Here is a 23,003-nt window from a genome sequence, read left to right on the forward strand (position 1 = left end):
AGCTGTGGCCGGACCGTTACCGCCGAACCGGGGCGGCCCGGCGGGTCGGCTGCAACAATGGCCCAAGCCGCGGGGGCGATAGGTCGTTCCTCGCAGCCTGTCGAACCACTTCCCGCTATACCCGATGTGAGGACATACGTGCAGTTCCAGCTCTCCCGGACCGTCATCTCCGACCGCACCCGCCGCTCCGCGTTGCCCGCGGTTCTGCTCGCCGCCGCGGCACTCGCGCTGACCGTCCCGGCGACGGCCGCCGCCGCGCCCGAGGACGAACAGGCCCCGCTCGCGATCGTGAACCTCACGGGTGCGCCGGAAGCCGGTGCGCCGGTTCCGGTCGGGCCGGGGGAGTACAGCTACGTCGCCACGCACGCGATCACCGAGCGTGCCGCGTCGATGAAGGCGCCCGAGGCGATCGCCGGCCTGCCGGTACCCGCTCAGTACCGGCCCGCGAATCTCGGTCTGGCGCAACAGTTCGACCTCGCGTTGGCCGGGGCTCTCGCCTCACCGGGCGGTTGCATCCAGGTGGTCGTCGATCCGCGGTCCCGAACCGGCAGCCTGTTCAATTACGGTTTCTTCCCGGTCGCGGGTGAGTACTGCTCCTGACCGGTGCGGAAGCGTCACCGGTCGATAGGGTGTCAGTCGTGACTGAACGCACTCTCGTACTCATCAAGCCGGACGGCGTCGAACGCGGCCTCGTCGGCGACATCATCAGCCGTATCGAGCGCAAGGGACTGACCTTGGTGGCACTCGAGCTCAAGACCGCGGACGACGCGGTCGCCCGCGGGCACTACGCCGAGCACGAGGGAAAACCGTTCTATCCCTCGCTGCTCGAGTTCATCACCTCGGGTCCGCTGGTCGCGGCGGTCCTCGAGGGGGACCGCGCGGTGGCCGCGTTCCGGCAGATCGCCGGCGGCACCGATCCGGTGGAGAAGGCCGTGCCCGGAACCATCCGTGCCGACTTCGCCCTCAACACTCAGTACAACCTGGTCCACGGGTCCGATTCGCCCGAATCGGCGGGGCGTGAGATCGCGCTCTGGTTCCCCGGTCTCACGGGCTGAAACAGGTTCGTCAGCTCGACGCGCGCCGTCAAACGCTCATCCTTTGCGGTCATCCGACCGCGGTGTGGGATACTTGTGCAGTTATCGCCGACACACTTTGTCGACGGCAACCGGATGACGCGCCCTGGTTCCGGCGCGTCGCGGTGCGTCACCGACGCATCGCGACGCCACGGAACCGCAGCTGACCCCACCGAGTTCGCACTGCTGCCAGCAGCCGAACACTCAGGTTCTCCTGTGCCCGGTGGCGTGGAAGGCGTCCGGGGATGCGGTCATCGACACAGCAAGAGCGTCGTCGGGTGACCCGCAGATCGGGTCGTCGCAACGACGCGCAGACCACACAACACCGGTCCGATCAGGTCCGGGACACAGAGCAGACCCTCGCGTGGCCGCGTCAGCCCGACGCGCCCGGGGGTTCGAGGAGACTGAGTGACCGACAACGGGTCGCCGGCTGACGCGAACGCAGCGTCGGAATCGGCGGAGGAATTTCCCAGCAAACTTCGTGTGCACGCCCTGGCGCGCTTCTTGGGCCTGACGAGCCGACAGGTGCTGGCTCACCTGGCGAGCCTCGGTGTGCAGACCCGCAGCCCGCAGTCCAGCGTCGAACGCGACCTGGCGAAAGCCGTGGCCGACCGGGTCCGCGCCGGGGTCGACGAGACCGCGGCGACGCCGGCGCAGACCCCGCCGGCCGCAGACGGCCCGGGCGAGGCTCCGGCGGCGGAGTCCACGCCGGTCCAGGCCGAAACAGCCGAGGCCCGATCTGCCCAGGCCGAATCAGCCCAGGTGGAAACAACCGGGACCGGTTCAGCCGCTCCGGCGCCGGCCGCGGTCGAGGAGACCGAACCGATCCCGTCGCCGACGGAGACGTCGGCGGACGAGGCCGGCTCGACGCCGGCAGCGGAGGCCCCGACACTGTTTTCGGCGGCGTCGGCGCAGTACAACGCGCCGGTGGCGCCGTCAGCAGGCGAGGCCGAGCCATCTGCCGGCGTGCAACCGCTGTTCTTGCAGCCGCAGGCCCCGGCCGAGAAGCCCCGTTCCGCCCGGTCCGGGCGCGCGAAGGCCAAGGCCGACGCGAATGCCCCTGAGGCGACCACCGACGACGAGTCGGCCGGCTCCACGACCTCCGAGGCCCCGACCTCCCAGGCCGTGACAACCGAGGCCGCGTCACCCGAATCCGGGGCTGGCGAAGCGGCGGACAGGCCGGTGGCCGACGAGTCGAAGGCCGACGATGCCTCCGATTCGAATGCCTCCGATTCGAATGCCACCGGCTCGAACGCCGAGGATTCGAACGCCGAGGATTCGAACGACGACGATTCTGCGGACGATTCGGGTTCGGGTCGGAGCCGCCGTCGTCGTCGTGGGCGTCGTGGTCGCGGACGCGGTCGAGGCGACCAGGGCGGAGACGGCGAGTCCGACTCCGACGAGTCGGACGCCGACGACTCCGCCGGTACCGACGCGTCGAGCGATGACGCGACCCGTGATTCCGACAGCACCGCCGGTGAGACGGACTCCGAGGACAGCTCGTCCGAGGACGAGTCGGCCGACGAGTCACGCTCGGATGAGGGCCGCCCGTCGGGGAAGCGCACACGGCGCCGCAGTCGCAGGTCGGGTTCGGAGAAGTCGGCCGACGCCGAGTCCGCGGGTGCATCGAGCGGCCGCACCGACGAGGCCGGCGACGACGCCGACACCGGTGATGATGACGGTGACGACGCGTCCGGCGACGATGACAACGGCGATTCGTCGTCGACCCGCCGCCGGCGCCGGCGGCGCCGCCGCAAGGGCGGGGGCGAGGCCGACGAGGCGTCTCCCGACGATCCGCCGAACACGGTGGTGCACGAGCGTGAGCCGCGCAGCAAGCGGGCCCGCGACGAGGTGCAGGGCATCTCGGGTTCGACCCGCCTGGAGGCCAAGCGTCAGCGTCGTCGCGACGGCCGCGATGCCGGTCGCCGTCGGCCGCCGATCCTGACCGAGTCGGAGTTCCTCGCGCGCCGCGAGGCAGTCGACCGTGTCATGGTCGTCCGGGAACGCAGCGCCAACAGTCGCATCTCCGGCAACGACGGGCACGAACACGCCGCGGTCGAGGACTACACCCAGGTCGCGGTCCTCGAGGACGGCGTCCTCGTCGAACACTTCGTCACCACCGCGACGTCGTCGTCGATGGTCGGCAACATCTACCTCGGTCGGGTTCAGAACGTCCTGCCGGGCATGGAAGCCGCGTTCGTCGACATCGGTCGCGGACGCAACGGCGTGCTGTACGCGGGCGAGGTAAACTGGGACGCCGCCGGACTCGACGGCGGTTCGCGCAAGATCGAACAGGCACTCAAGCCGGGCGACAATGTCCTCGTCCAGGTCAGCAAGGACCCGGTCGGGCACAAGGGCGCCCGCCTGACCACCCAGATCTCCCTCGCCGGTCGCTACCTGGTGTATGTGCCCGGTGGTTCGTCGACCGGGATCAGCCGCAAGCTGCCCGACGTCGAACGCAAGCGTCTCAAGCAGATCCTGGCCAAGCTCGTCCCCGACGAGGCCGGCGTCATCATCCGCACCGCCTCGGAGGGGGTCAGCGCCGAGGAACTCGGAGCCGACATCGCACGCCTCGAGTCGCAGTGGAAGACCATCGACGAGGCGGTCGCACAGGCGAAGAAGGGCGGGTCGTCGAACCCCAAACCGCTGTACGAGGAGCCCGATCTCCTGGTGCGTGTGGTCCGGGACCTGTTCAACGAGGACTTCAAGAAGCTCGTCGTCGAGGGCGACAAGGCCTGGAACCTGGTCGAGGGCTACGTCAGCTCGGTGGCGTCGGACCTGATGGAGCGTGTCGAGAAGTTCGACAAGCCGCACGCCGACGCGCCGGATTCGTTCGTGGTGCATCGCATCGACGAGCAGCTCGCGAAGGCGCTCGACCGCAAGGTGTGGCTGCCGTCCGGCGGCACGCTGATCATCGAGCACACCGAGGCGATGACCGTCGTCGACGTGAACACCGGCAAGTTCACCGGCTCGGGGGGCAACCTCGAGGAGACGGTGACGCGCAACAACCTCGAGGCCGCCGAGGAGATCGTGCGCCAGATGCGGCTGCGCGACATCGGCGGCATGATCATCGTCGACTTCATCGACATGGTCCTCGAGTCCAACCGGGATCTGGTGCTGCGCAGGCTCACCGAGGCCCTCGCTCGTGATCGCACCCGCCACCAGGTCTCCGAGGTGACCTCGCTCGGTCTCGTCCAGATGACCCGCAAACGCCTGGGAACGGGTCTGCTCGAAGCCTTCTCGACCACCTGCACGGCATGCAGCGGCCGGGGCATCATCGTGCACGCGAATCCCGTCGAGGTGAAGACCGAGGACTCCTCGCGGGGGGAGGGCTCGGGCTCGAAGCGGTCGCGTCGCGGCAAGAAGAAGGCCGACGCACAGCCGGAGGCCGCTCCGGCGGTCGCGCCGGCCCACAAGCCCGCCGAGCATCCGATGTTCCGGGCGATGGCCGCGCACTCCCACGACGACGAGCACGCCGAGGACAACGGCGGAGATCAGCCGGATCGTGACACGCCGCGCGGTTCCGGCGAAGACGCGGCACCGGGCGTCGACGCGCCGGCCGGGCAGCCGGTCACCGACGCCGAGTCGGACGCAGCTGCGGACAGCTCGACTCCGGCCGCCGACACTTCCGCGGAGCCGGTCGGGGCACAACCGGTCGAGGCGGAAGCGGACACGACCGAACGGGAAGCGCCGGAACCGGCGGCTGCCGGGACCGCCGCGTCCGACGGTCAGGCGCCGGCGCGACGACGGCGTCGGGTCGTCCGTCGTCCGGCCCAGACGACCACGGCACCCGAGAACGTGGTGATGACCGCGGTGGACGTGGTCCCGGACACCCCGCTGACGACCTCGGGGCCGGTCTCCTCCGGAACTCCGGAGACGGCGGTCGCGGTCCGGCGCCGACCGCGTAAACGCGGCGCCGGGCGTCCCGCGGGACCACCGCCGGCCGACGACTGAGGGGCGGTGGCCGGACGGTGACGGGCCGGCGTCGGGTGAGTTTGACCCGACCGCCGACATTCCCGTAACCTTGGAAAGTCGCCTCCCGCGGAGGGTCTGCGCTGTTCTGCCCGCTTCGGCACAGCAACGGTGCGAATCCCGTCGGCAGGCCCTCTGGTGCGAACCGCAGCTTCCCGGCCACGTGACTGGGTGCCCTGCGGCCCGCCCCGGCACGCACAACACAAACGCCCCAGGAGCGCCCGCGCCCCGAGGGTCCGAGTAGACGAGTAAGAGGAATACTTCGATGGCAACGTACGCGATCGTCAAGACCGGCGGAAAGCAGTACAAGGTCGCTGAGGGCGACACTGTGAAGGTCGAGAAGATCGACGGAGAGATCGGCAGCACGGTGAGCCTGCCGGTCGCGTTGGTCGTCGACGGGTCGAACCTGACCACCGATGCCGACAAGCTGGCCAAGATCTCGGTCACCGGCGAGGTCGTCGACCACGTCAAGGGCCCCAAGATCCGCATCCACAAGTTCAAGAACAAGACCGGCTACCACAAGCGCCAGGGTCACCGTCAGAAGCTGACGGTCCTCAAGGTCACCGGCATCAAGTAGTTCGACCAGCTTCGAGAAGACCCCAGGAGGACTGACACATGGCACACAAGAAGGGCGCGTCCAGCTCGCGCAACGGTCGCGATTCCAACGCCCAGCGACTCGGCGTGAAGCGCTTCGGCGGCCAGCAGGTGAGCGCAGGCGAGATCCTGGTCCGCCAGCGCGGCACCAAGTTCCACCCCGGCGTCAACGTGGGTCGCGGTGGCGACGACACCCTGTTCGCGCTGGCCGCGGGCGCGGTGGAGTTCGGCTCCAAGCGTGGCCGCAAGACGGTCAACATCGTCCCGGAAACCGCTTCGGTCTGACCTGAGCAACCGGCACGACACAGCTCTACACAGGGCGGGCAGGGTCATCGCGTACCCCGCCCGCCCTGTTCTTTTTTGACGGAAGAAGGATTTCGATGTCTCGGTTCGTCGACCGCGTGACCATTCACGTCGCCGCGGGGAACGGCGGCCACGGCTGCGCGTCGGTCCATCGCGAGAAGTTCAAGCCTCTCGGCGGACCGGACGGCGGCAACGGCGGCAACGGCGGCTCGGTGCGCCTCGTCGTCGACCCCCAGGTGCACACCCTGCTCGACTTCCACTTCCACCCGCACGCCAAGGCGTCGAACGGCAAGCCCGGAGCCGGCGACAACCGTGACGGTGCCACCGGAGGCGACCTCGTCCTCAAGGTGCCCGACGGCACGGTCGTCCTCGACGAGCGCGGCACGATCCTCGCCGACCTGGTCGGGGAGGGTGCGGTCTTCGAAGCCGCGCAGGGCGGTCGGGGCGGACTGGGGAATGCGGCGCTCGCGTCGAAGGCCCGCAAGGCCCCCGGCTTCGCCTTGCTGGGGGAGGAGGGCCAACAGCGTTCGCTCGTTCTCGAACTCAAGTCCGTGGCCGATGTCGGCCTCGTGGGGTTCCCGTCGGCGGGCAAGTCCTCGCTCGTGTCGGTGCTCTCGGCCGCGAAACCGAAGATCGCGGATTACCCCTTCACCACGCTCGTCCCGAACCTCGGGGTCGTGCAGACCGCCGGCGACGTCTTCACCATCGCCGACGTCCCCGGTCTGATCCCGGGCGCCTCGACCGGCCGCGGACTCGGACTGGAGTTCCTCCGACACCTCGAGCGCTGCGCGGTGCTCGCGCACGTCGTCGATTGCGCCACACTGGAACCCGGGCGTGACCCGATCTCCGACATCGACGCGCTGGAGGCCGAGCTGGCCGCCTACGTCCCGGCACTCGACGACGATCACGGACTCGGCGACCTCGCCTCTCGCCCGCGTGTGGTGATCCTCAACAAGCTGGACGTACCCGACGCCGCCGAGCTCGCCGATCTGATCGAACCCGAACTGGCCGAACGCGGTTGGCCGGTGTTCCGGATCTCGGCGGTCGCCCACGAAGGTCTGCGCGAGCTCACCTTCGCACTGGCACGCATGGTGCGCGAGTACCGGGAGTCCCAGCCCGCCAAGGTTGCCCGGCGTGCGATCATCCGGCCCAAGGCCGTCGACGACACGGGCTTCACGATCGAGGCCGATCCCGACAACGAGGGCGGGTTCATCGTCCGCGGCGCACGCCCGGAACGCTGGATCGCGCAGACCCAGTTCGACAACGACGAGGCCGTGGGCTACCTGGCCGACCGGCTCAACCGTCTCGGCGTCGAAGACGAACTGGTGAAGCGGGGCGCGCAACCGGGTGCGCCCGTCACCATCGGTGCGGTCACGTTCGACTGGGAACCGTCGACACCCATGGGCGACGACGTCCCGATCACCGGCCGCGGCACCGACATCCGCCTCGACCGCTCCGATCGCGTGGGGGCCGCCGAACGCAAGCAGGCCCGACGCCTGCGGCGCGGCCTGCCGGACGAGGACGGCGGGGAGCGGGACCTCCCGTGACCGCCGGCTCCGTCGATCGCCTCCACGACGGATCGGTGCGCGACCGGATCGCCCACGCGCGCAGCGTGGTCGTGAAGATCGGGTCGTCGGCGCTGACAGACCTCACCGAGGGACTCGACCGCAACCGACTCGACGCCCTGGCCGACGCCCTCGAGGCCCGGATGCGGGCCGGGTCGGATGTGATCGTCGTGTCCTCGGGGGCCATCGGCGCCGGGATCGCACCCCTCGGCCTCAAGCGACGGCCCACTGATCTGGCCACCAAGCAGGCGGCGGCCAGCGTCGGGCAGCTGGCCCTCGCGCACGCGTGGGGTACGTCGTTCGCTCGGTACGGCCGCACGGTCGGTCAGGTCCTGCTCACCGCCGACGACATCTCCAACCGCAGTCATCACGCGAATGCGCAACGGACGCTTGACCGTCTGCGTTCGCTCGGCGCCGTCGCGGTGGTCAACGAGAACGACACCGTGGCCACCAACGAGATCCGCTTCGGCGACAACGACCGCCTCGCCGCGCTCGTCGCCCATCTGTCGGGAGCCGATGCACTCATCCTGCTCTCCGATGTCGACGGCCTGTACGACGGCGATCCGCGCAAGGTCGGCGTCGACGGACGGCGTGCCCGGCTGATCCCGGAGGTCAACGGCCCCGAGGATCTCGACGGGGTGATCGCCGGATCCGGCGGCGCGCTGGGCACCGGCGGCATGGCGTCCAAGCTGGCCGCCGCACGGTTGTCGGCCGATGCCGGCGTGCCCGTGCTGCTGGCGGCCGCCTCGTCGGCGGCTCAGGCGCTGGCCGACGCCTCGGTGGGGACGGTGTTCGCCGCGCGACCCGAGCGACTGTCCGCCCGGCGCTTCTGGGTGCGTCACGCCGCCGACGCGCGGGGCCGGATCGCGCTCGACGACGGAGCGGTCGATGCGGTGTCGCGCAAACGGCGTTCCCTGCTCGCCGCGGGGATCGTCGGGGTGACGGGCAGGTTCTTCGAGGGCGACGTCGTCGAACTCGTCGACCGATACGACACCGTTCGGGCCAGGGGAGTCGCGGCCTACGGTGTCGACGACGTGACGTCGATGGTCGGTCGTTCCACGCGCGACCTCCCGCCCGAGCTGCAGCGTCCGGTGGTCCACGCGGACGATCTGGTGGTCGTCTCGCGCTGAGCTCGTCGCTCGGATGTCAGAAGGTCGCCAGCGCCGGGAGAACGAAGCCGGCCTCGTGATCGATCTTCAGGGCCGCGATCTCATCGGCACGCGTCACTCCCCGGTTGACGATGATCAGCGGCTTGCCGGCGCGGTGTGCCCGCCGGGCGAACCGCAGACCGGACATGACGGTGAGTGACGATCCGACGACCACCAGGGCGTCGGCATCGTCGACCACCGAATATGACTCGTCCACAACGTCTTTGGCGACGGTCTCGCCGAAGTAGACGATGTCGGGCTTGAGGATGCCGCCACAGTTCGGGCAGTCGATCATCACGAAGTCCGATGTGTCCGACAGGGTGGCATCGGCATCGGGGGCGACCTCGATGGCCCCGCGCCCGCGGACCCGCCGGGCGAACTCGATGTTGACCTCCTCGAGGAGATCGGCGAGGCGGTGCCGCGAGATCCGCCAGTCGCAGTCGAGGCAGCGGACTCGTCCGTAACACCCGTGCAGCTCGATGACCCCGCGTGTGCCGGCCTTGGTGTGCAGCATGTCGACGTTCTGCGTCAGGACCCGGGAGAGCCACCCGCGCTGCTGTAGCCCGGTCAGTGCGAGATGAGCGCGGTTGGGGACCGCGGCGTCCATGTGCCGCCAGCCGAGGTGATTGCGGGCCCAGTAGTGCCGCCGGAAGTCGGCGGAGGACAGGAACATCTCGAGGGTCATCGGGGTCCGCGGCGGCGACCCGGGGCTCCGGTAGTCGGGAATACCGGAATCGGTGGAGATGCCCGCTCCGGTGAGCACCGCGAAACGGCGGCCGGCGAGGATGTCGGCGGCCAGCGCGATCCGGTCCGCGACGTCGTCGTCGAGCGGGGTGTGCTCGGCCGGGGTGGAGCCGAGCTGAAGACGAGTACGCACCCTGCCCAGGATAGGCAGGGTGCGTGCTCGGATGTGCGGACCGCGAGGGGTGCGGACGTCAGGAAACGGGTTCCTCGGCGTGCTTCCCGGACGGCTGCGGCACGGCCACCAGCGGATACACGCCGTTCTCGTCATGCACCTCGGTGCCGACGACCGGCGGGTTGAACACGCACAGCATGCGCATCTGCGTGTCGGCGGTCACCGTGTGGCGCTCGTGTCCGTTGAGCAGGTACATGGTGCCGGGCGCCAGGGGATAGGTCTCGCCCGTCTCGCGATCGAGCAGGTTGCCGGTGCCCTCGACGAGCCAGACCGCCTCGACGTGATTGGCGTAGTGGAATTCGTTCACCGAACCGGCCTTGATGGTGGTCTCGTGGAACGAGAAGCCCACCTGGTCGCCGCCGAGCACGATGCGCTTGGAGACCCAGTTCCCCTTCGGGTCGGCGACCTCGCGTTCGGTACCGGTGATCTCTTCTGTGGTGCGGACGATCATCCGATCACCTCCTTGACTGCGTCGGACAGGATGGTCAGGCCGCGGTCGAGATCCTCGCGGGAGATGGTCAGCGGCGGGAGCAGCTTGACGACCTCGTCGGACGGACCCGACGTCTCGGCCAGGAGCCCCGCGCCGAAGGCCTGCGCGCAGACCTTGCCGGCGGCGGTGTGGTCGTCGAAGGCGAGTCCGCGCACCATGCCGCGACCGCGGGTGGAGATGCCGTCGTAGCGGCTGCACAGGTCGGTGAAGACCTCGTGGATCCGCTCACCCTTGGCATGGATGTCGCGGGTCAGCGCGTCATCGGCCCAGTAGGTCTCGATGGCCTTGGCGGCGGTGACGAACGCGGGATTGTTGCCGCGGAAGGTCCCGTTGTGCTCGCCGGGGGTCCACACGTCGAGCTCGGGCTTGAACAGGGTCAGCGCGAACGGCAGGCCGTAACCGCTGATCGACTTCGACAGCGTGACGATGTCGGGCTTGATGCCGGCTTCCTCGAACGAGAAGAACTCGCCGGTGCGGCCACAGCCCATCTGCACGTCGTCGACGATCAGCAGGATGTCGCGACGCTCGCAGAGCTCGGAGAGGGCGCGCAGCCACTCGGCGCGGGCCACGTTGACGCCGCCCTCACCCTGGACCGTCTCCACGATGACCGCTGCCGGACGGTTCAGGCCGCTGCCCGAGTCGTCGAGCACGCGCTCGAACCAGTGGAAGTCCTCCATGACACCGTCGAAGTAGTTGTCGAACGGCATCGGGGTCGCGTGGACGAGGGGGATACCGGCGCCGGCGCGCTTCATCGAGTTTCCGGTCACCGACAGCGACCCGAGGGTCATGCCGTGAAAAGCGTTGGTGAAGCTGATGATCGACGTACGTCCGGTCACCTTGCGGGCCAGCTTCAGCGCCGACTCGACCGCGTTGGTGCCCGTCGGTCCGGGGAACTGGATCTTGTAGTCGAGGCCGCGCGGCTCGAGGATGTGGCTGGTGAACTTCTCGATGAAGTTCCCCTTGGCGGCGGTCGCCATGTCGAGGCCGTGGGTGATGCCGTCGGCCTCGATGTACTCGAGGAGCGCCTTCTTCAGGACCGGGTTGTTGTGGCCGTAGTTCAGCGAACCGGCGCCGGCGAAGAAGTCCAGGTACTCGCGCCCGTCTTGGTCCTTGATGTGCGAGCCCTTGGCGGTGGTGAAGACGGCAGGCCAGTTGCGGCAGTAGCTGCGCACCTCGGACTCATGGGTGGTGAAGATGGCGTCATCGATCTTGGTGTCGAGAAGTTGCATGTCTGGTGCTTCCTTCTGGTGTGACAATGTGGGGCTTTTCAGGTGTGCCCGGCTCGTCATTCGCTTCGTTGCGATCGCCGGACCGGATGGGTCCCACGGGGCGGGGTCGGCGATGGTCGAGATGTCGTCGGGGACAATCGATCACGGGGTCTGTGTCCGACAAGTGGTGTGCGGGCCGGAAGCCCGGACGTGCAGCGTCCACCTGCGGTCTGCGCAGGCGGACCCAGTGCTCAGAACCTCAGGGCTCGGGGATCTCCGGTTCGAGCATGTAGAGGTCCTCCGGCTCATGAGAGTCGGGGAACGTGTTGGCAGCGAATAGATCCCGGCGTTCGAAGCGGAGTCCGCGAGCCTTGGCGACCGATGCGAACAAGCGCTGCGACGGGATGTTGTCCGGGCTGATGGTCGTGTGCATGGCCACCATGCCCTGCTGGTTGACGCGATCGAACAGCTGGTGGAGCATCGTCGCGGCGATGCCGTGTCCACGGACGTCGTCGTCGACGGCGACCTGCCACACCATGAGGGTGGACGGATCGCTCTGCCGACGGTAGCCGGTGACGAAACCGACTGCGCGACCGTCTACTTCGGCGACGATGGACGTGGTGGCGAAATCGTGGCACCACAGGACGTAGGAGTAGCTCGAGTTGACGTCGAGAACCTTTGAGTCCGAAGCGATTTCCCAGAGGCGAGTGCCGTCGTCGACTGTGGGTGTCCGATAGTCGAGGGCGAGGGTGGTTGTTGGGGCCGTTCTTGTTTGGGAAGGGCTCATAACGCATTCGACGTTAACAACGCGTGTCGGCGAAGTCATGTACCTGCGGAAATTGGTCCGCGGAACACCTACCTTGTCCCTGATCAGACATGCAATGTGAAGTGGGTCACAAAGACGTGATTCACGATTGGTTCGGGCGGCTTCCCGGGTTGCAGAATGGCTTCATGACGAGGATCATCGCCGGCCGCTTGGGGGGTCGCCGGCTGCGCGTTCCGGGAGAGGGCACCCGACCCACGTCGGACCGGGTTCGCGAGTCGGTGTTCAACATGCTCGCCGCCAGATCCGACCTGGACGGCCTCTGGGTGCTCGATCTGTATGCGGGGTCGGGGGCGCTGGGGCTCGAGGCGATCTCACGGGGGGCCGCCGGGGCGACGTTCGTCGACTCCGGCCGCCGGGCCGCCGCCACGATCGCCGCGAACGTGCGGGCCTGCGGGGTGGCCTCGAACGCCACCGTACATACGCGTGCGGTGTCCGCCTACCTCGCCGGCGCCCCGGAACGGCGCTTCGGAGTGGTCTTCGCCGACCCGCCGTACGACGTCGTCGCCGAACGGATCACCGAGGACCTGACCCTGCTGACCGCACATCTGGACGACGACGCGCTGGTGGTCGTCGAACGGTCGGCGCGGTCCATCGGAGAGGTCTGGCCGTCGGACTACGAGGTGGTCGTCGACAAGTCCTACGGAGACACCCGGGTGGAGATCGGCCGCCTGGTCTGACCGGTAGGTTCGGACTATGACGACGGCTGCGTGTCCCGGTTCCTTCGATCCCTTCACCCTCGGTCACCGATACGTGGTCGAACGCGCTGCGGCGTGTTTCGACGAGGTCGTGATCACGGTGGTGGTCAATCCCAACAAGCGCGGCATGTTCGCGGTCGACGAGCGTATCGCACTCATCGAGGAGGACTGCGCCGACATCCCGAACGTGCGGGTCGATCGGTGGGAGGGCCTCCTCGTCGACTATCTACGCCAGGAGTCGATCCACACGATCGTGAAGGGACTGCGTTCCGCGGTGGACTTCGACTACGAGGTGCCGATGGCCCAGATGAATCGCGAACTCGCCGACGTGGAGACCGTTTTCCTGCTCACCGACCCGCGGTTCGCGCACGTGTCGAGTTCGCTCGTCAAAGAGGTGGCGAAATTGGGAGGCGACGTCTCGCCGTTCCTGTCGAAACACGTGCACGGCCGATTGCTGGGTCGACTGTCCGGCGAGCTGACGGCCTGATCGGACACCCGCTGCGACACACCCCACGCGCTTCACGAGTCACAGACGCACCATTCGGCACAATAGTCACAGATTCACCAACTGTTGCAACCAGGCAAGCGCCGGATTGGGGTGGCTGTGTACCGGGTATTTGAGGCTCTCGACGAGCTGGTCGCGATCGTCGAAGAGGCACGGAGTGTGCCGATGACCGCAGGCTGCGTCGTCCCGCGCGGCGATGTGCTGGAACTCCTCGACGACATCAAGGACTCCATCCCCGGCGAGCTCGACGACGCGCAGGACGTGCTCGATCAGCGCGACACGCTCATCGGCGATGCCCGCGAGCATGCCGAGACGACGGTGGCGAAGGCGGATTCGGAGTCCGAGGCCGTTCTCGCGCACGCCCGCGCCGAGGCGGACCGGATTCTGTCCGAGGCGAAGGCGCAGGCCGACCGAATGGTCGACGAGGCGAGCGCGCACTCGAACTCGCTGGTCGGGGATGCCTCCGAGGAGGCCCATCGCCTGCAGACGAGCGCTGCTCGCGAGTTCGAGGCCGTCACCGGCCGGGCGCGGGCCGAGGCCCAGCGCACCATCGACGCGGCCAACAACTCCTACGACAAGTCGGTGGCCGACGGCATCGCCGAGCAGCAGCGGCTGGTCTCCGAGACCGAGGTCGTCGGCGCCGCGAAGTCCGAGGCGGAGCGCATCATCGATGCCGCCCACGCGGAGGCGGATCGTCTGCGCGGTGACTGCGACGTCTACGTCGACGAGAAGCTCGCCCAGTTCGAAGAGGTCCTGACCGGCACGCTGCGGTCGGTGAACCGTGGGCGGCACCAGCTGCGCACCGGTGCCGGAATGCACGATTACGTCGAGTACCCCCGCGGCGTCGACGAGTCCGGCCGGACCGAGAACAAGGGTGACGGTTCACGCTCACGCGAGGCGTCCGCGCGTCACACCTACGACCGCGATCATGGTTCGCCGCTCGCGGTGTGACCCTGGGTGTGACACGGTCGTCGACCCGGCTGTCCACACGCCGCCGGCGTCGGTCGATCATTCGGGGACGCCAGCGTATGGTGGGCGTTTGTGGCTGATCATGCTGTGACATCAGAGCCGTCGCACGGTCCCGGTTCGACCCCCAGGCGCGAGCCGTTCGTGCTGGATGTGCGTTCGATGGGACGCCGCCCGGGCACCATGTCCGAGGTGCACCGAACTGTGCGTACACCCGAGCGGCTCGGCGTCGAGATGGTCGGTATCCCGGCGGATTCCGACGTCGATCTCGACCTGCGCCTCGAGGCGGTGTCCGAGGGGATCCTGGTGACCGGCACGGTGTGCGGCGAGACCGTCGGTCAGTGTTCACGGTGCCTCGAACCCGTCGACGGAACGGTCACGGTCTTCCTCACCGAACTGTTCGCCTATCCGGACAGCGCGACCGAACAGACGACCGACGCCGACGACATCCATCGCATCGCCGATGACCGCATCGATCTCGAGCAGTCGATCATCGATGCGGTCGCGCTCGAGCTGCCGATGTCGCCGTTGTGTTCCGAGGACTGTCAAGGTCTGTGCCAGGTGTGCGGCGTCCGGCTCGCCATCGCCGAACCGGGCCACTCCCACGAGGTCATCGACCCCCGGTGGGCTGGTCTCGCGAGCAAGTTCGCCGACCTCGACGTCGACGACTCGGCATCGGCGTCGGAGGGCGACGCCGCCGACACCGCGGATCCCGACCGGAAACGACATCGTGACTGAGGCCGTGCGGGAGGATGGTCCGCGAGCCGCGCTGCTCGACGCCCTGGACACCGACATCCCCGACGAGCTCCTCACGCTGGCGCTGACCCATCGGTCCTACGCCTACGAACACGGCGGCCTCCCCACCAACGAGCGCCTGGAGTTCCTCGGCGACTCGGTGCTGGGCGTCGTCATCACCGAGCGTCTCTACCTGCGCTATCCCGATCGTCCCGAGGGTGAACTGGCCAAGATCCGCGCGAGCGTCGTCAACATGCACGCCCTCGCCGATGTGGCCCGCGGGCTCGGGGACGAGGGCGGGCTCGGAAAATACCTGTTCCTCGGTCGCGGCGAAGAGATGACGGGCGGCCGCGACAAGGACTCGATCCTGGCGGACGGTCTGGAATCACTGTTCGGCGCGGTCTTCCTCAGCCATGGTCTCGAGACCTCGCAGCGGGTCATCCTGCGCTTGTTCGACGAGCGTCTCGACCGTGCCGGCAGCCTCGGCGCGGGCCTGGACTGGAAGACCTCGCTCCAGGAGCTGAGTTCCGAGCGCGGCTTCGGTCCGCCGCAGTACCAGATCAGCGCGACCGGTCCAGACCACAACAAGGAGTTCACCGCGACCGCGCTGGTCGCGGGCGAAAGTCTCGGCGAGGGCGTCGGCCGGACCAAGAAGGAAGCGGAGCAGCAGGCCGCTGCGCACGCCTGGAAAGTGCTCACCGAGCGCGCTTCCGCCTCGTGAACCCCGGCTTCGTGAACTTCCGCCTCGTGCACGACCTGCCCGCGGTGTCGCATGCCTGAACTGCCCGAGGTCGAGACCGTCCGCAGCGGTCTCGAGACCCATCTCGTCGGGCGCGTGGTGACCTCGACCGAGGTCCTCCATCCCCGCGCGATCCGTCGTCATGCCGGGGGTGAGCCGGATCTGATCGGCCGGCTCGCCGGCAAGCAGGTGACCGGCGTCCGCCGCCGCGGCAAATACCTGTGGATCGATCTCGCCGACTCCACCGACCGGGCGGCGCTCGTGGTCCATCTCGGGATGAGCGGACAGATGCTCATCGCGCGGGTCGGAACCCCCGACCACACGCATCTTCGGGTCCGCGCCGTCCTCGACGACGAGAACGAACTCCGCTTCGTCGATCAGCGGACCTTCGGCGGTTGGCATCTCGACGACTACACCCCTGATGTGTATGCGACCCAGCACGATTCGGGCACGACCGACGCGGCATCCGCTGACGTCCCGACGTCGGTGGCGCACATCGCCACCGATCCCTTCGACCCGGCTTTCGATCCCGGCCGTGTCGTGGATCGCATGCGCGCCAAGCACTCCGAGATCAAACGGGTGCTCCTGGACCAGACCGTCATCTCCGGGGTGGGCAACATCTACGCCGATGAGGCGCTCTGGCGCGCGCGTCTGCACGGCGCCCGGGTCGCCGAGACGATCAGCCGCAAGAAGCTACGCGAACTGATCGACGCCGTCACCGAGGTGATGGCGGCGGCGCTGAAGGTCGGCGGTACGTCGTTCGATGCCCTGTACGTGAACGTCAACGGACAGTCCGGGTACTTCGAGCGCTCGCTCAACGCCTATGGACGGGCAGGGGAGCCGTGCCGACGCTGCGGAGCGATCATGCGGCGGGAACAGTTCATGAACCGGAGCTCGTTCTTCTGCCCTCGGTGTCAGCGGCCCCCGAGTGAGCGATCGAACGCGCGCTGACCCAAGCGACTTCGCCGAGGCGCCGGGAACAATTCATGTGCCGTGGCTCTTACTATTGTTCGCGATGCCGGTGGCGCCCGCCGGAAAGACTGTGAGAGGACCCGCCTTCGATGACCACCGAAGCAACCACCCCCACGCCCGGGGTCCCTGCCGACCAGGTCCACACCGACCTCTGGGTCGAGCGCACCGGCACGCGCCGCTACACCGGACGCAGCTCGCGCGGTGGCGAGGTGCTGATCGGCTCACAGGATGCCGACGGTGTGTTCACCCCGGGTGAGCTGCTCAAGATCGCATTGGCCGCCTGCACCGGCATGTCCTCGGATCGCCCGCTGGCGCGTCGCCTCGGTGACGACTACGACGCGACGATCCGGGTGAGCGGCGACGCGGACCGCGACAACGAGGTCTACCCTCGCATCGAGGAGACCCTCGAGATCGACCTGTCCGAACTCGACCCCGATGCCGCCGCGCGCCTGCTGGTCGTCGTCGAACGGGCCATCGACGCGGTGTGCACGGTCGGGCGCACGGTGAAGGCCGGTGCCGAGGTGGATCTGCGGATCGAGACGGACTGACCCGATGACCGACGAGACCCGGATCGGGGACGGCGCCGACCGCATCAGGCTGACCGCGCATGTCCACGGACACGTGCAGGGCGTGGGCTTCCGGTGGTGGACGCGGTCCCGCGCCCTCGAACTCGGTCTGGTCGGCTACGCATCGAACCAGGCCGACGGCCGGGTGCTCGTCGTCGCCGAAGGGACACGGGACTCGGCGCTCGCCCTGCTGGAGGCGCTCCGGTCCGGCACCACGCCGGGACGGGTCGACCTGGTCGTCGAGCGTGTGGATGAACCGCGCGGGGACCTCGACGGCTTCGTCGAACGGTGAGCGGAGCCCGGAACATGTCGCGATGGTGAGTAGTCTGTACCGTCGTGCACCTCAAAAGCCTGACCCTGAAGGGCTTCAAGTCGTTCGCCTCGGCGACGACCCTGCGCTTCGAGCCGGGTATCACGTGCGTGGTGGGCCCCAACGGCTCCGGTAAGTCGAACGTCGTCGACGCCCTGACCTGGGTGATGGGCGAGCAGGGCGCCAAGGCGCTACGCGGCGGGAAGATGCAGGACGTCATCTTCGCCGGCACATCCGGCCGGCCGCCGCTGGGCCGCGCCGAGGTGACATTGACGATCGACAATGCCGACGGCGCGCTGCCCATCGAGTACTCCGAGGTGTCGATCACGCGCCGGATGTTCCGCGACGGTGCGGGTGAGTACGAGATCAACGGCAGTACGTGCCGGTTGATGGATGTGCAGGAGCTGCTCTCCGACTCGGGCATCGGCCGAGAGATGCACGTCATCGTCGGCCAGGGCCGGCTGTCGGCGATTCTCGAGTCCCGGCCCGAGGACCGCCGCGCGTTCATCGAAGAGGCGGCGGGCGTCCTCAAACACCGCAAGCGCAAGGAAAAGGCGGTCCGCAAGCTCGACGCCATGCAGGCCAATCTCGCGCGCCTGTCCGACCTGACCGCCGAACTCCGTCGTCAGCTCAAGCCGCTCGGCCGGCAGGCCGAGGTGGCGCGCCGCGCCCAGACCGTCCAGGCAGACCTCCGCGACGCGCGGTTACGCCTGGCCGCCGACGACCTCGTCACCCGCCGGACCGAGATGGCCGAACACGCGGCCGTCGAGGGCGAGGTCCGTCGCAGGCAGGACGAGGTGGCCGCCGAGCTGGACCGCGCGAACGCGGAAGTGGCCGAACACGAACAGCATCTCGCCGAGATCACGCCCGCCGCGGCCGCCGCGAACCGCGCGTGGTTCCGGCTGTCGGCGCTGGCCGAGCGCGTCGACGCGACCCGCCGGGTCGCCGCCGAACGCAGCCGGTACCTCAGTGAACCGTCCGGCGAGGCGTCCGGACCCGACCCCGACGAACTCGACGAGCAGGCCCTCGAGGCCGCCGAACTCGAAGCCGAACTCACCGAGGGCGTCGAGATCGCCGCGGAACAGCTGGAGACCGCCCGAGAAGTCCTCGGTGAGCGCGAGTCGATCGCCGAAGCCGCCGAGGCCGCTCACCTCGCCGCCGTCCGCGCCATCGCCGACCGTCGGGAGGGATTGGCGCGTCTGGAAGGGCAGGTCGACAACCTGCGGACGCGTTCGGAGTCGGTCGACGCCGAGGCCGAACGCCTCACGAACGCGATCTCGGCGGCCACCGAGCGCGCCGAAGGTGCTGTGACGCAACAAGACTCGGCCGCCGGAGAGCTGGCGCAACTCGAGGCCGCCGAACGCGCTCTCGACGAACACCACGAACGCTGCGTCGCCGCGCTCAACCTGTCCAACGAGCGCGTCGCGACCCTGCAGGCATCCCACCGCGAGGCCGAGCACGCCATCGCCTCGCTGTCGGCGCGGGTGGACGCGCTCGCCATGGGACTCGAACGGGGCGACGGCGGTGCCTGGTTGCTGGAGAACGCGCCCGAGGGTCTCCTGGGTCCGATGTCCGAGCTGGTCACGGTCGAGGCGGGCTTCGAGACGGCCATCGCCGGGGCGCTCGGACCCGCCGTCGACGGCATCGTCACCGTCGACGGGATCGCCGCGGTGCGAGCGCTGGCGGCCCTCAAATCCGGCGACGGGGGACGGGCGGCGCTGATCTGCGGCGGGCTCACCGGTCCGGACCGGAAGAGTGAGGTCGCGTTGCCGGACGGGGCCAGATGGGCCGCCTCGGTGGTCGACACCCGGCCCGAGATCCGCGGTGCCATCGACACCGTCCTGGCCGACACCGTCATCGTCGACGATCCCGCCCAGGGACTCGAACTCGCCCGCCGCCTCGGGGTGCGCGCGGTGACCCCCGCGGGCGACCGCATCTCGGCGGCATCGGTCGAGGGGGGTTCGTCGCGCCGACCCTCCACGCTGGAGGTCCAGTCCGCGATCGATGCGGCGACCGCCGAACTCGGCGCGACGCGCCGACGCGTCGAAGAACTGGAGGCGGCGCTCGACGGTGCGCTGACCGAACAGCACGAGCGACGCGAGGCGGCCGAGGAGGCGCTCGCCGCGCTGCACGAGTCCGACGCCGGCGTCGGCGCCGCGTACGAGCAGATGGCCCGGCTCGGTCAGGAGATCCGGGCGTCGCGCGCCGAGGCCGACAAACTGACGCGCCAACGGAACCTCCTCGAGAAGGGCCGCGCGGAGACCCTCGAATCGTTGCAGGAACTGACCGAGCGGCTTCGGCTCGCGCGCGACGAGCCCGAGGTGGGGACCGAGATGTCGGCCGACGACTCCGAGCGCGCGACCGCATCGGCGGCGGTCGGGGTGGCGCGCAGCGCCGAGATGGAGGCGCGTCTGACGTTGCGGACCGCCGAGGAACGCCTGGCCTCGGTCCGGGGCAAGGCCGACTCGCTGCGTCGCGCCGCCCAGCGCGAGCGGGAGGCGCGCGAACGAGCCCGCCGCCAGGACGAGATCCGGCGACAGGCCGCCGGCGTCGCGGTGGCCGTCGAACGCGCGGGCGCGCAGGTCAGTGAGCGCCTCGCGGCAGCGGTGGCCTCGGCGCAGGCCGGGCGCGACGAACTCGAGGAGATCCGGACCGCGCGTACCGCAACCCTGGACGAACTCCGCGTTCGGGCGGGCGAGCTGACGACCACGCTGAACTCACTGCGCGACACCGTCCACCGCGACGAGGTGGCGCGAGCCCAGGTCGCGCTCCGCATCGAGCAACTCGAAGAGCAGGTGCTCGAGACGTTCGCGATGGCACCCGACGATCTGATCGCCGAATACGGCCCCGACGTGCCGATGCCCCCGTCGGCGCTGGAGATGGCCGAGTACGAGCAGGCGAGGGAACGCGGCGAGCAGGTCGTCGCGCCGGCGCCGATGCCGTACAACCGGGCGACCCAGGAAGCCCGCGCGAAGAAGGCGCAGAAAGACCTCAACACGCTCGGCAAGGTCAACCCGCTCGCACTCGAGGAGTTCGCCGCACTCGAGGAGCGATACAACTTCCTGTCCTCACAGCTCGAAGACGTCAAGGCGGCGCGCAAGGATCTCCTCGACGTGGTCGAGGAGGTCGACGCCCGCATCCTGCAGGTGTTCACCGAGGCCTATGCCGACGTCGAACGCGAATTCGCGCAGGTCTTCCAGACGCTGTTCCCGGGCGGCGAAGGGCGACTGGTCCTCACCGAACCCGGCGACATGCTCACGACCGGCATCGAGGTCGAGGCGCGTCCGCCCGGCAAGAAGGTCAAGCGGCTGTCACTGCTGTCGGGTGGGGAGAAGTCGCTCACGGCCGTCGCGATGCTGGTGGCGATCTTCCGGGCACGGCCGTCACCCTTCTACGTCATGGACGAGGTCGAGGCCGCTCTCGACGACACCAACTTGCGGCGACTCATCACATTGTTCGAGCAACTGCGGGAGAAGTCCCAGCTCATCGTCATCACCCACCAGAAGCCCACGATGGAGGTCGCGGATGCGCTCTACGGGGTCAGCATGCGCGGCGACGGCATCACGACGGTCATCTCACAACGCATGCGCGGAGTGAACATGCCCGTCGGACAACAGGAGGACACCAGCCAGTGAACACCGGAATCATCATCGGCATCGTCGTCGCGGTGCTCGTCGTGATCGCGTTGATCGTGCTCGGTCTGGTGCTGTCGCGCCGCCGGCGCATCTCGCTCACCGACGAGCGACAGCCAGAGGTCGTCGACGGCACGACCCGTCAGGTCGACCGGTCGGGCGGTTACCAGGCCGGGTCGGGCTTCAGTTTCAGCCGCGGGGACGCCGGTACGGCGCTCGCGGAACCGCCGGCGCGCAAGCCCGAACCCGTGCGCAAGCCGGCCGAGCCAACCGTGCGGCCGCCGGGAGATCGCACCGACGTGGACGGTCAGCCGGGTGTCGGCGACGACGCCGCGGTCCCGCGTGACTCGATTCGACGCGGCGTCACCGACGTATCCCTTCCCGAGCCGGACACCGCCGAGCCGGACACCGCCGAGCCGGACACCGTCGAGCCGGAGGCTAGCAAGCCCGGGACAGCCGAACCCGAGGCTGATGAGCCCGAGACGGTTGAGCCCGCGACGGTGGAACCGGAGGCCGCCCGGCCTGCGACCGCACCGCCGGACACGGTGGTTCCGGACACGGCTGAACCGGACACGGCGGAACCCGCGGCAGTCGAGCCGGAGATCGTCGAACCCGAGACGCGGGTGCCCGACGATGTCGCGGAGGCGACCACGGCGCCGCCGCTGGACGACATCGCGCCGACGGCGGGCCGGATCGGTCGGCTGCGTGGCCGGCTGTCCCGGTCGCAGGGCGCGATCGGCAAGGGTGTGCTGGGACTCCTCGGTGCGGGCGATCTCGACGAGGAGAGCTGGGAGGAGATCGAGGACACGCTGGTGATGGCCGACCTCGGCGCCGCGACCACCGCCACCGTCGTCGAGACGTTGCGAACCGAACTCGCGGCCAATCCGGTCCGGACCGCGGGGGAGGCCCGGGCCTTGCTCAAGCGGGTCCTGATCGAGCAGCTCGACCCGACCCTCGACCGGTCGATCCGGGCGCTGCCGCACGCCGGTCGCCCCGCCGTCGTGCTCGTCGTCGGGGTCAACGGCACCGGCAAGACGACCACGACCGGCAAACTGGCGCGCGTGCTCGTCGCCGATGGTCGTCGCGTCCTGCTCGGAGCCGCCGACACCTTCCGCGCCGCCGCCGCCGATCAGCTGCAGACCTGGGGTGAGCGTGTCGGTGCCGAGATCGTGCGCGGCAAGGAACAGGCCGATCCCGCCGCGGTCGCGTTCGACGCGGTCGACCGCGGCATCGAGACGGGTGTCGACGTGGTCATGATCGACACCGCGGGCCGCCTGCACACCAAGACCGGCCTGATGGACGAGCTGGGCAAGGTCAAACGCGTCGTCGAGAAGAAGGCACCCGTCGACGAGGTGCTGCTGGTCCTCGATGCGACCGTCGGGCAGAACGGCCTCATGCAGGCCCGCGTGTTCGCCGAAGTAGTGAACATCACCGGGGTGGTGTTGACGAAGCTCGACGGCACCGCGAAGGGTGGCATCGTCTTCCACGTCCAGAAGGAACTCGGGGTACCGGTCAAGCTCGTCGGGCTCGGCGAGGGAGCCGACGATCTCGCGCCGTTCGAACCGGACGCATTCGTCGACGCCCTGCTGTGAACTCCGCTGCTGCTGTGAATTCCGAATCTGTGATCGGAAATGTCGGGTTAGACGTCGGCCGAGGAGTCTGAGAGTCCACTCAGAGCCGAACTGGGACGTTACCTGTGCGCAATACAAACCGCTCAGGGGGTTACGCGCCCGAAACGTCAGGGCACCACGGCTGAAACCGACTGCCGACAATCTCTGTGGAGGCGCC

At 68.9% G+C, this 23,003-nt stretch carries 22 protein-coding genes; 18 read left to right on the forward strand and 4 right to left on the reverse strand.

Annotated features, from left to right (window positions below):
• Nucleotides 1-138 precede the first annotated feature (138 nt).
• From MHN80_RS16995 to proB, 7 genes are all read left to right on the forward strand, one after another.
• The gene (locus MHN80_RS16995; RefSeq protein ID WP_239402732.1) at nt 139-600 is read left to right on the forward strand and encodes a hypothetical protein; all 462 of its coding nucleotides are present in this window, start codon (nt 139-141) and stop codon (nt 598-600) included.
• A 38-nt stretch (nt 601-638) separates the two neighbouring features.
• Nucleotides 639-1,055: a nucleoside-diphosphate kinase gene (gene ndk, locus MHN80_RS17000; protein WP_239402733.1), complete on the forward strand. Its 417-nt coding sequence runs from the start codon at nt 639-641 to the stop codon at nt 1,053-1,055.
• 426 nt (nt 1,056-1,481) lie between these two features.
• On the forward strand, nt 1,482-5,027 hold the full coding sequence (locus MHN80_RS17005) for a translation initiation factor IF-2 N-terminal domain-containing protein (protein ID WP_239402734.1): 3,546 nt from the start codon (nt 1,482-1,484) through the stop codon (nt 5,025-5,027).
• 283 nt (nt 5,028-5,310) lie between these two features.
• A complete protein-coding gene (gene rplU, locus MHN80_RS17010; RefSeq protein ID WP_004019625.1) occupies nt 5,311-5,622 on the forward strand; it encodes a 50S ribosomal protein L21 in 312 nt (103 codons plus the stop codon).
• Between the two features lie 38 nt (nt 5,623-5,660).
• The gene (gene rpmA, locus MHN80_RS17015; RefSeq protein ID WP_004019626.1) at nt 5,661-5,924 is read left to right on the forward strand and encodes a 50S ribosomal protein L27; all 264 of its coding nucleotides are present in this window, start codon (nt 5,661-5,663) and stop codon (nt 5,922-5,924) included.
• A gap of 95 nt (nt 5,925-6,019) precedes the next feature.
• Complete coding sequence (gene obgE / locus MHN80_RS17020; RefSeq protein ID WP_239402735.1) at nt 6,020-7,489, forward strand: GTPase ObgE; 1,470 nt, start codon at nt 6,020-6,022, stop codon at nt 7,487-7,489.
• Complete coding sequence (proB, locus tag MHN80_RS17025; RefSeq protein WP_239402736.1) at nt 7,486-8,637, forward strand: glutamate 5-kinase; 1,152 nt, start codon at nt 7,486-7,488, stop codon at nt 8,635-8,637. Before obgE ends, proB begins: the two co-directional genes overlap by 4 nt.
• Before the next feature lie 16 nt (nt 8,638-8,653).
• On the opposite strand, the gene MHN80_RS17030 is transcribed toward proB, so the two are convergent.
• From MHN80_RS17030 to ectA, 4 genes are all read right to left on the reverse strand, one after another.
• Nucleotides 8,654-9,532 (reverse strand): Sir2 family NAD-dependent protein deacetylase, encoded by an 879-nt coding sequence (locus MHN80_RS17030; RefSeq protein ID WP_239402737.1) that lies wholly within the window; start codon nt 9,530-9,532, stop codon nt 8,654-8,656.
• Between the two features lie 58 nt (nt 9,533-9,590).
• The gene (locus tag MHN80_RS17035; RefSeq protein ID WP_101818662.1) at nt 9,591-10,022 is read right to left on the reverse strand and encodes an ectoine synthase; all 432 of its coding nucleotides are present in this window, start codon (nt 10,020-10,022) and stop codon (nt 9,591-9,593) included.
• Nucleotides 10,019-11,290 (reverse strand): diaminobutyrate--2-oxoglutarate transaminase, encoded by a 1,272-nt coding sequence (gene ectB / locus MHN80_RS17040; RefSeq protein WP_239402738.1) that lies wholly within the window; start codon nt 11,288-11,290, stop codon nt 10,019-10,021. The genes MHN80_RS17035 and ectB overlap by 4 nt, the downstream gene beginning before the upstream one ends.
• 238 nt (nt 11,291-11,528) lie before the next feature.
• On the reverse strand, nt 11,529-12,056 hold the full coding sequence (ectA, locus tag MHN80_RS17045; RefSeq protein ID WP_239402739.1) for a diaminobutyrate acetyltransferase: 528 nt from the start codon (nt 12,054-12,056) through the stop codon (nt 11,529-11,531).
• Between the two features lie 23 nt (nt 12,057-12,079).
• Between ectA and MHN80_RS25930 the strand changes: the two genes are divergently transcribed.
• From MHN80_RS25930 to ftsY, 11 genes are all read left to right on the forward strand, one after another.
• Nucleotides 12,080-12,139 (forward strand): SWIM zinc finger family protein, encoded by a 60-nt coding sequence (locus MHN80_RS25930; protein ID WP_354559857.1) that lies wholly within the window; start codon nt 12,080-12,082, stop codon nt 12,137-12,139.
• Between the two features lie 81 nt (nt 12,140-12,220).
• Entirely contained in the window at nt 12,221-12,772 is a 552-nt protein-coding gene (gene rsmD / locus MHN80_RS17050) for a 16S rRNA (guanine(966)-N(2))-methyltransferase RsmD (protein ID WP_239402740.1), read from the forward strand.
• Between the two features lie 16 nt (nt 12,773-12,788).
• Nucleotides 12,789-13,277 (forward strand): pantetheine-phosphate adenylyltransferase, encoded by a 489-nt coding sequence (coaD, locus tag MHN80_RS17055; protein WP_239402741.1) that lies wholly within the window; start codon nt 12,789-12,791, stop codon nt 13,275-13,277.
• Nucleotides 13,278-13,394: 117 nt separating this feature from the next.
• Entirely contained in the window at nt 13,395-14,246 is an 852-nt protein-coding gene (locus MHN80_RS17060; RefSeq protein ID WP_033203506.1) for a DivIVA domain-containing protein, read from the forward strand.
• A gap of 105 nt (nt 14,247-14,351) precedes the next feature.
• Nucleotides 14,352-14,999, forward strand: coding sequence for a DUF177 domain-containing protein (locus MHN80_RS17065; protein ID WP_239402782.1), 648 nt, complete (start codon nt 14,352-14,354; stop codon nt 14,997-14,999).
• Entirely contained in the window at nt 14,992-15,717 is a 726-nt protein-coding gene (gene rnc, locus MHN80_RS17070; RefSeq protein ID WP_004019647.1) for a ribonuclease III, read from the forward strand. Before MHN80_RS17065 ends, rnc begins: the two co-directional genes overlap by 8 nt.
• A gap of 51 nt (nt 15,718-15,768) precedes the next feature.
• A complete protein-coding gene (gene mutM / locus MHN80_RS17075) occupies nt 15,769-16,686 on the forward strand; it encodes a bifunctional DNA-formamidopyrimidine glycosylase/DNA-(apurinic or apyrimidinic site) lyase (protein ID WP_239402742.1) in 918 nt (305 codons plus the stop codon).
• Nucleotides 16,687-16,796: 110 nt separating this feature from the next.
• Nucleotides 16,797-17,255, forward strand: coding sequence for an OsmC family protein (locus MHN80_RS17080; RefSeq protein WP_239402743.1), 459 nt, complete (start codon nt 16,797-16,799; stop codon nt 17,253-17,255).
• Nucleotides 17,256-17,259: 4 nt separating this feature from the next.
• Nucleotides 17,260-17,565, forward strand: coding sequence for an acylphosphatase (locus MHN80_RS17085; protein ID WP_004019654.1), 306 nt, complete (start codon nt 17,260-17,262; stop codon nt 17,563-17,565).
• Between the two features lie 44 nt (nt 17,566-17,609).
• A complete protein-coding gene (gene smc, locus MHN80_RS17090) occupies nt 17,610-21,218 on the forward strand; it encodes a chromosome segregation protein SMC (RefSeq protein ID WP_239402744.1) in 3,609 nt (1,202 codons plus the stop codon).
• Complete coding sequence (gene ftsY, locus MHN80_RS17095; RefSeq protein WP_239402745.1) at nt 21,215-22,807, forward strand: signal recognition particle-docking protein FtsY; 1,593 nt, start codon at nt 21,215-21,217, stop codon at nt 22,805-22,807. The genes smc and ftsY overlap by 4 nt, the downstream gene beginning before the upstream one ends.
• Nucleotides 22,808-23,003: the final 196 nt, after the last annotated feature.

Source organism: Gordonia sp. McavH-238-E (genome assembly GCF_022348225.1).
In the GTDB taxonomy this organism is placed as follows: Bacteria; Actinomycetota; Actinomycetes; order Mycobacteriales; family Mycobacteriaceae; genus Gordonia; species Gordonia terrae.

Bases quoted from the DNA above. Each gene is read 5' to 3' on its own strand.
- MHN80_RS17080 (WP_239402743.1), top strand. From the start codon at position 16,797: ATGACCACCGAAGCAACCACCCCCACGCCCGGGGTCCCTGCCGACCAG.
- rpmA (WP_004019626.1), top strand. From the start codon at position 5,661: ATGGCACACAAGAAGGGCGCGTCCAGCTCGCGCAACGGTCGCGATTCC.
- MHN80_RS17085 (WP_004019654.1), top strand. From the start codon at position 17,260: ATGACCGACGAGACCCGGATCGGGGACGGCGCCGACCGCATCAGGCTG.
- obgE (WP_239402735.1), top strand. From the start codon at position 6,020: ATGTCTCGGTTCGTCGACCGCGTGACCATTCACGTCGCCGCGGGGAAC.
- MHN80_RS17035 (WP_101818662.1), bottom strand. From the start codon at position 10,022: ATGATCGTCCGCACCACAGAAGAGATCACCGGTACCGAACGCGAGGTC.
- mutM (WP_239402742.1), top strand. From the start codon at position 15,769: ATGCCTGAACTGCCCGAGGTCGAGACCGTCCGCAGCGGTCTCGAGACC.
- rsmD (WP_239402740.1), top strand. From the start codon at position 12,221: ATGACGAGGATCATCGCCGGCCGCTTGGGGGGTCGCCGGCTGCGCGTT.
- rplU (WP_004019625.1), top strand. From the start codon at position 5,311: ATGGCAACGTACGCGATCGTCAAGACCGGCGGAAAGCAGTACAAGGTC.
- ectA (WP_239402739.1), bottom strand. From the start codon at position 12,056: ATGAGCCCTTCCCAAACAAGAACGGCCCCAACAACCACCCTCGCCCTC.
- coaD (WP_239402741.1), top strand. From the start codon at position 12,789: ATGACGACGGCTGCGTGTCCCGGTTCCTTCGATCCCTTCACCCTCGGT.
- ectB (WP_239402738.1), bottom strand. From the start codon at position 11,290: ATGCAACTTCTCGACACCAAGATCGATGACGCCATCTTCACCACCCAT.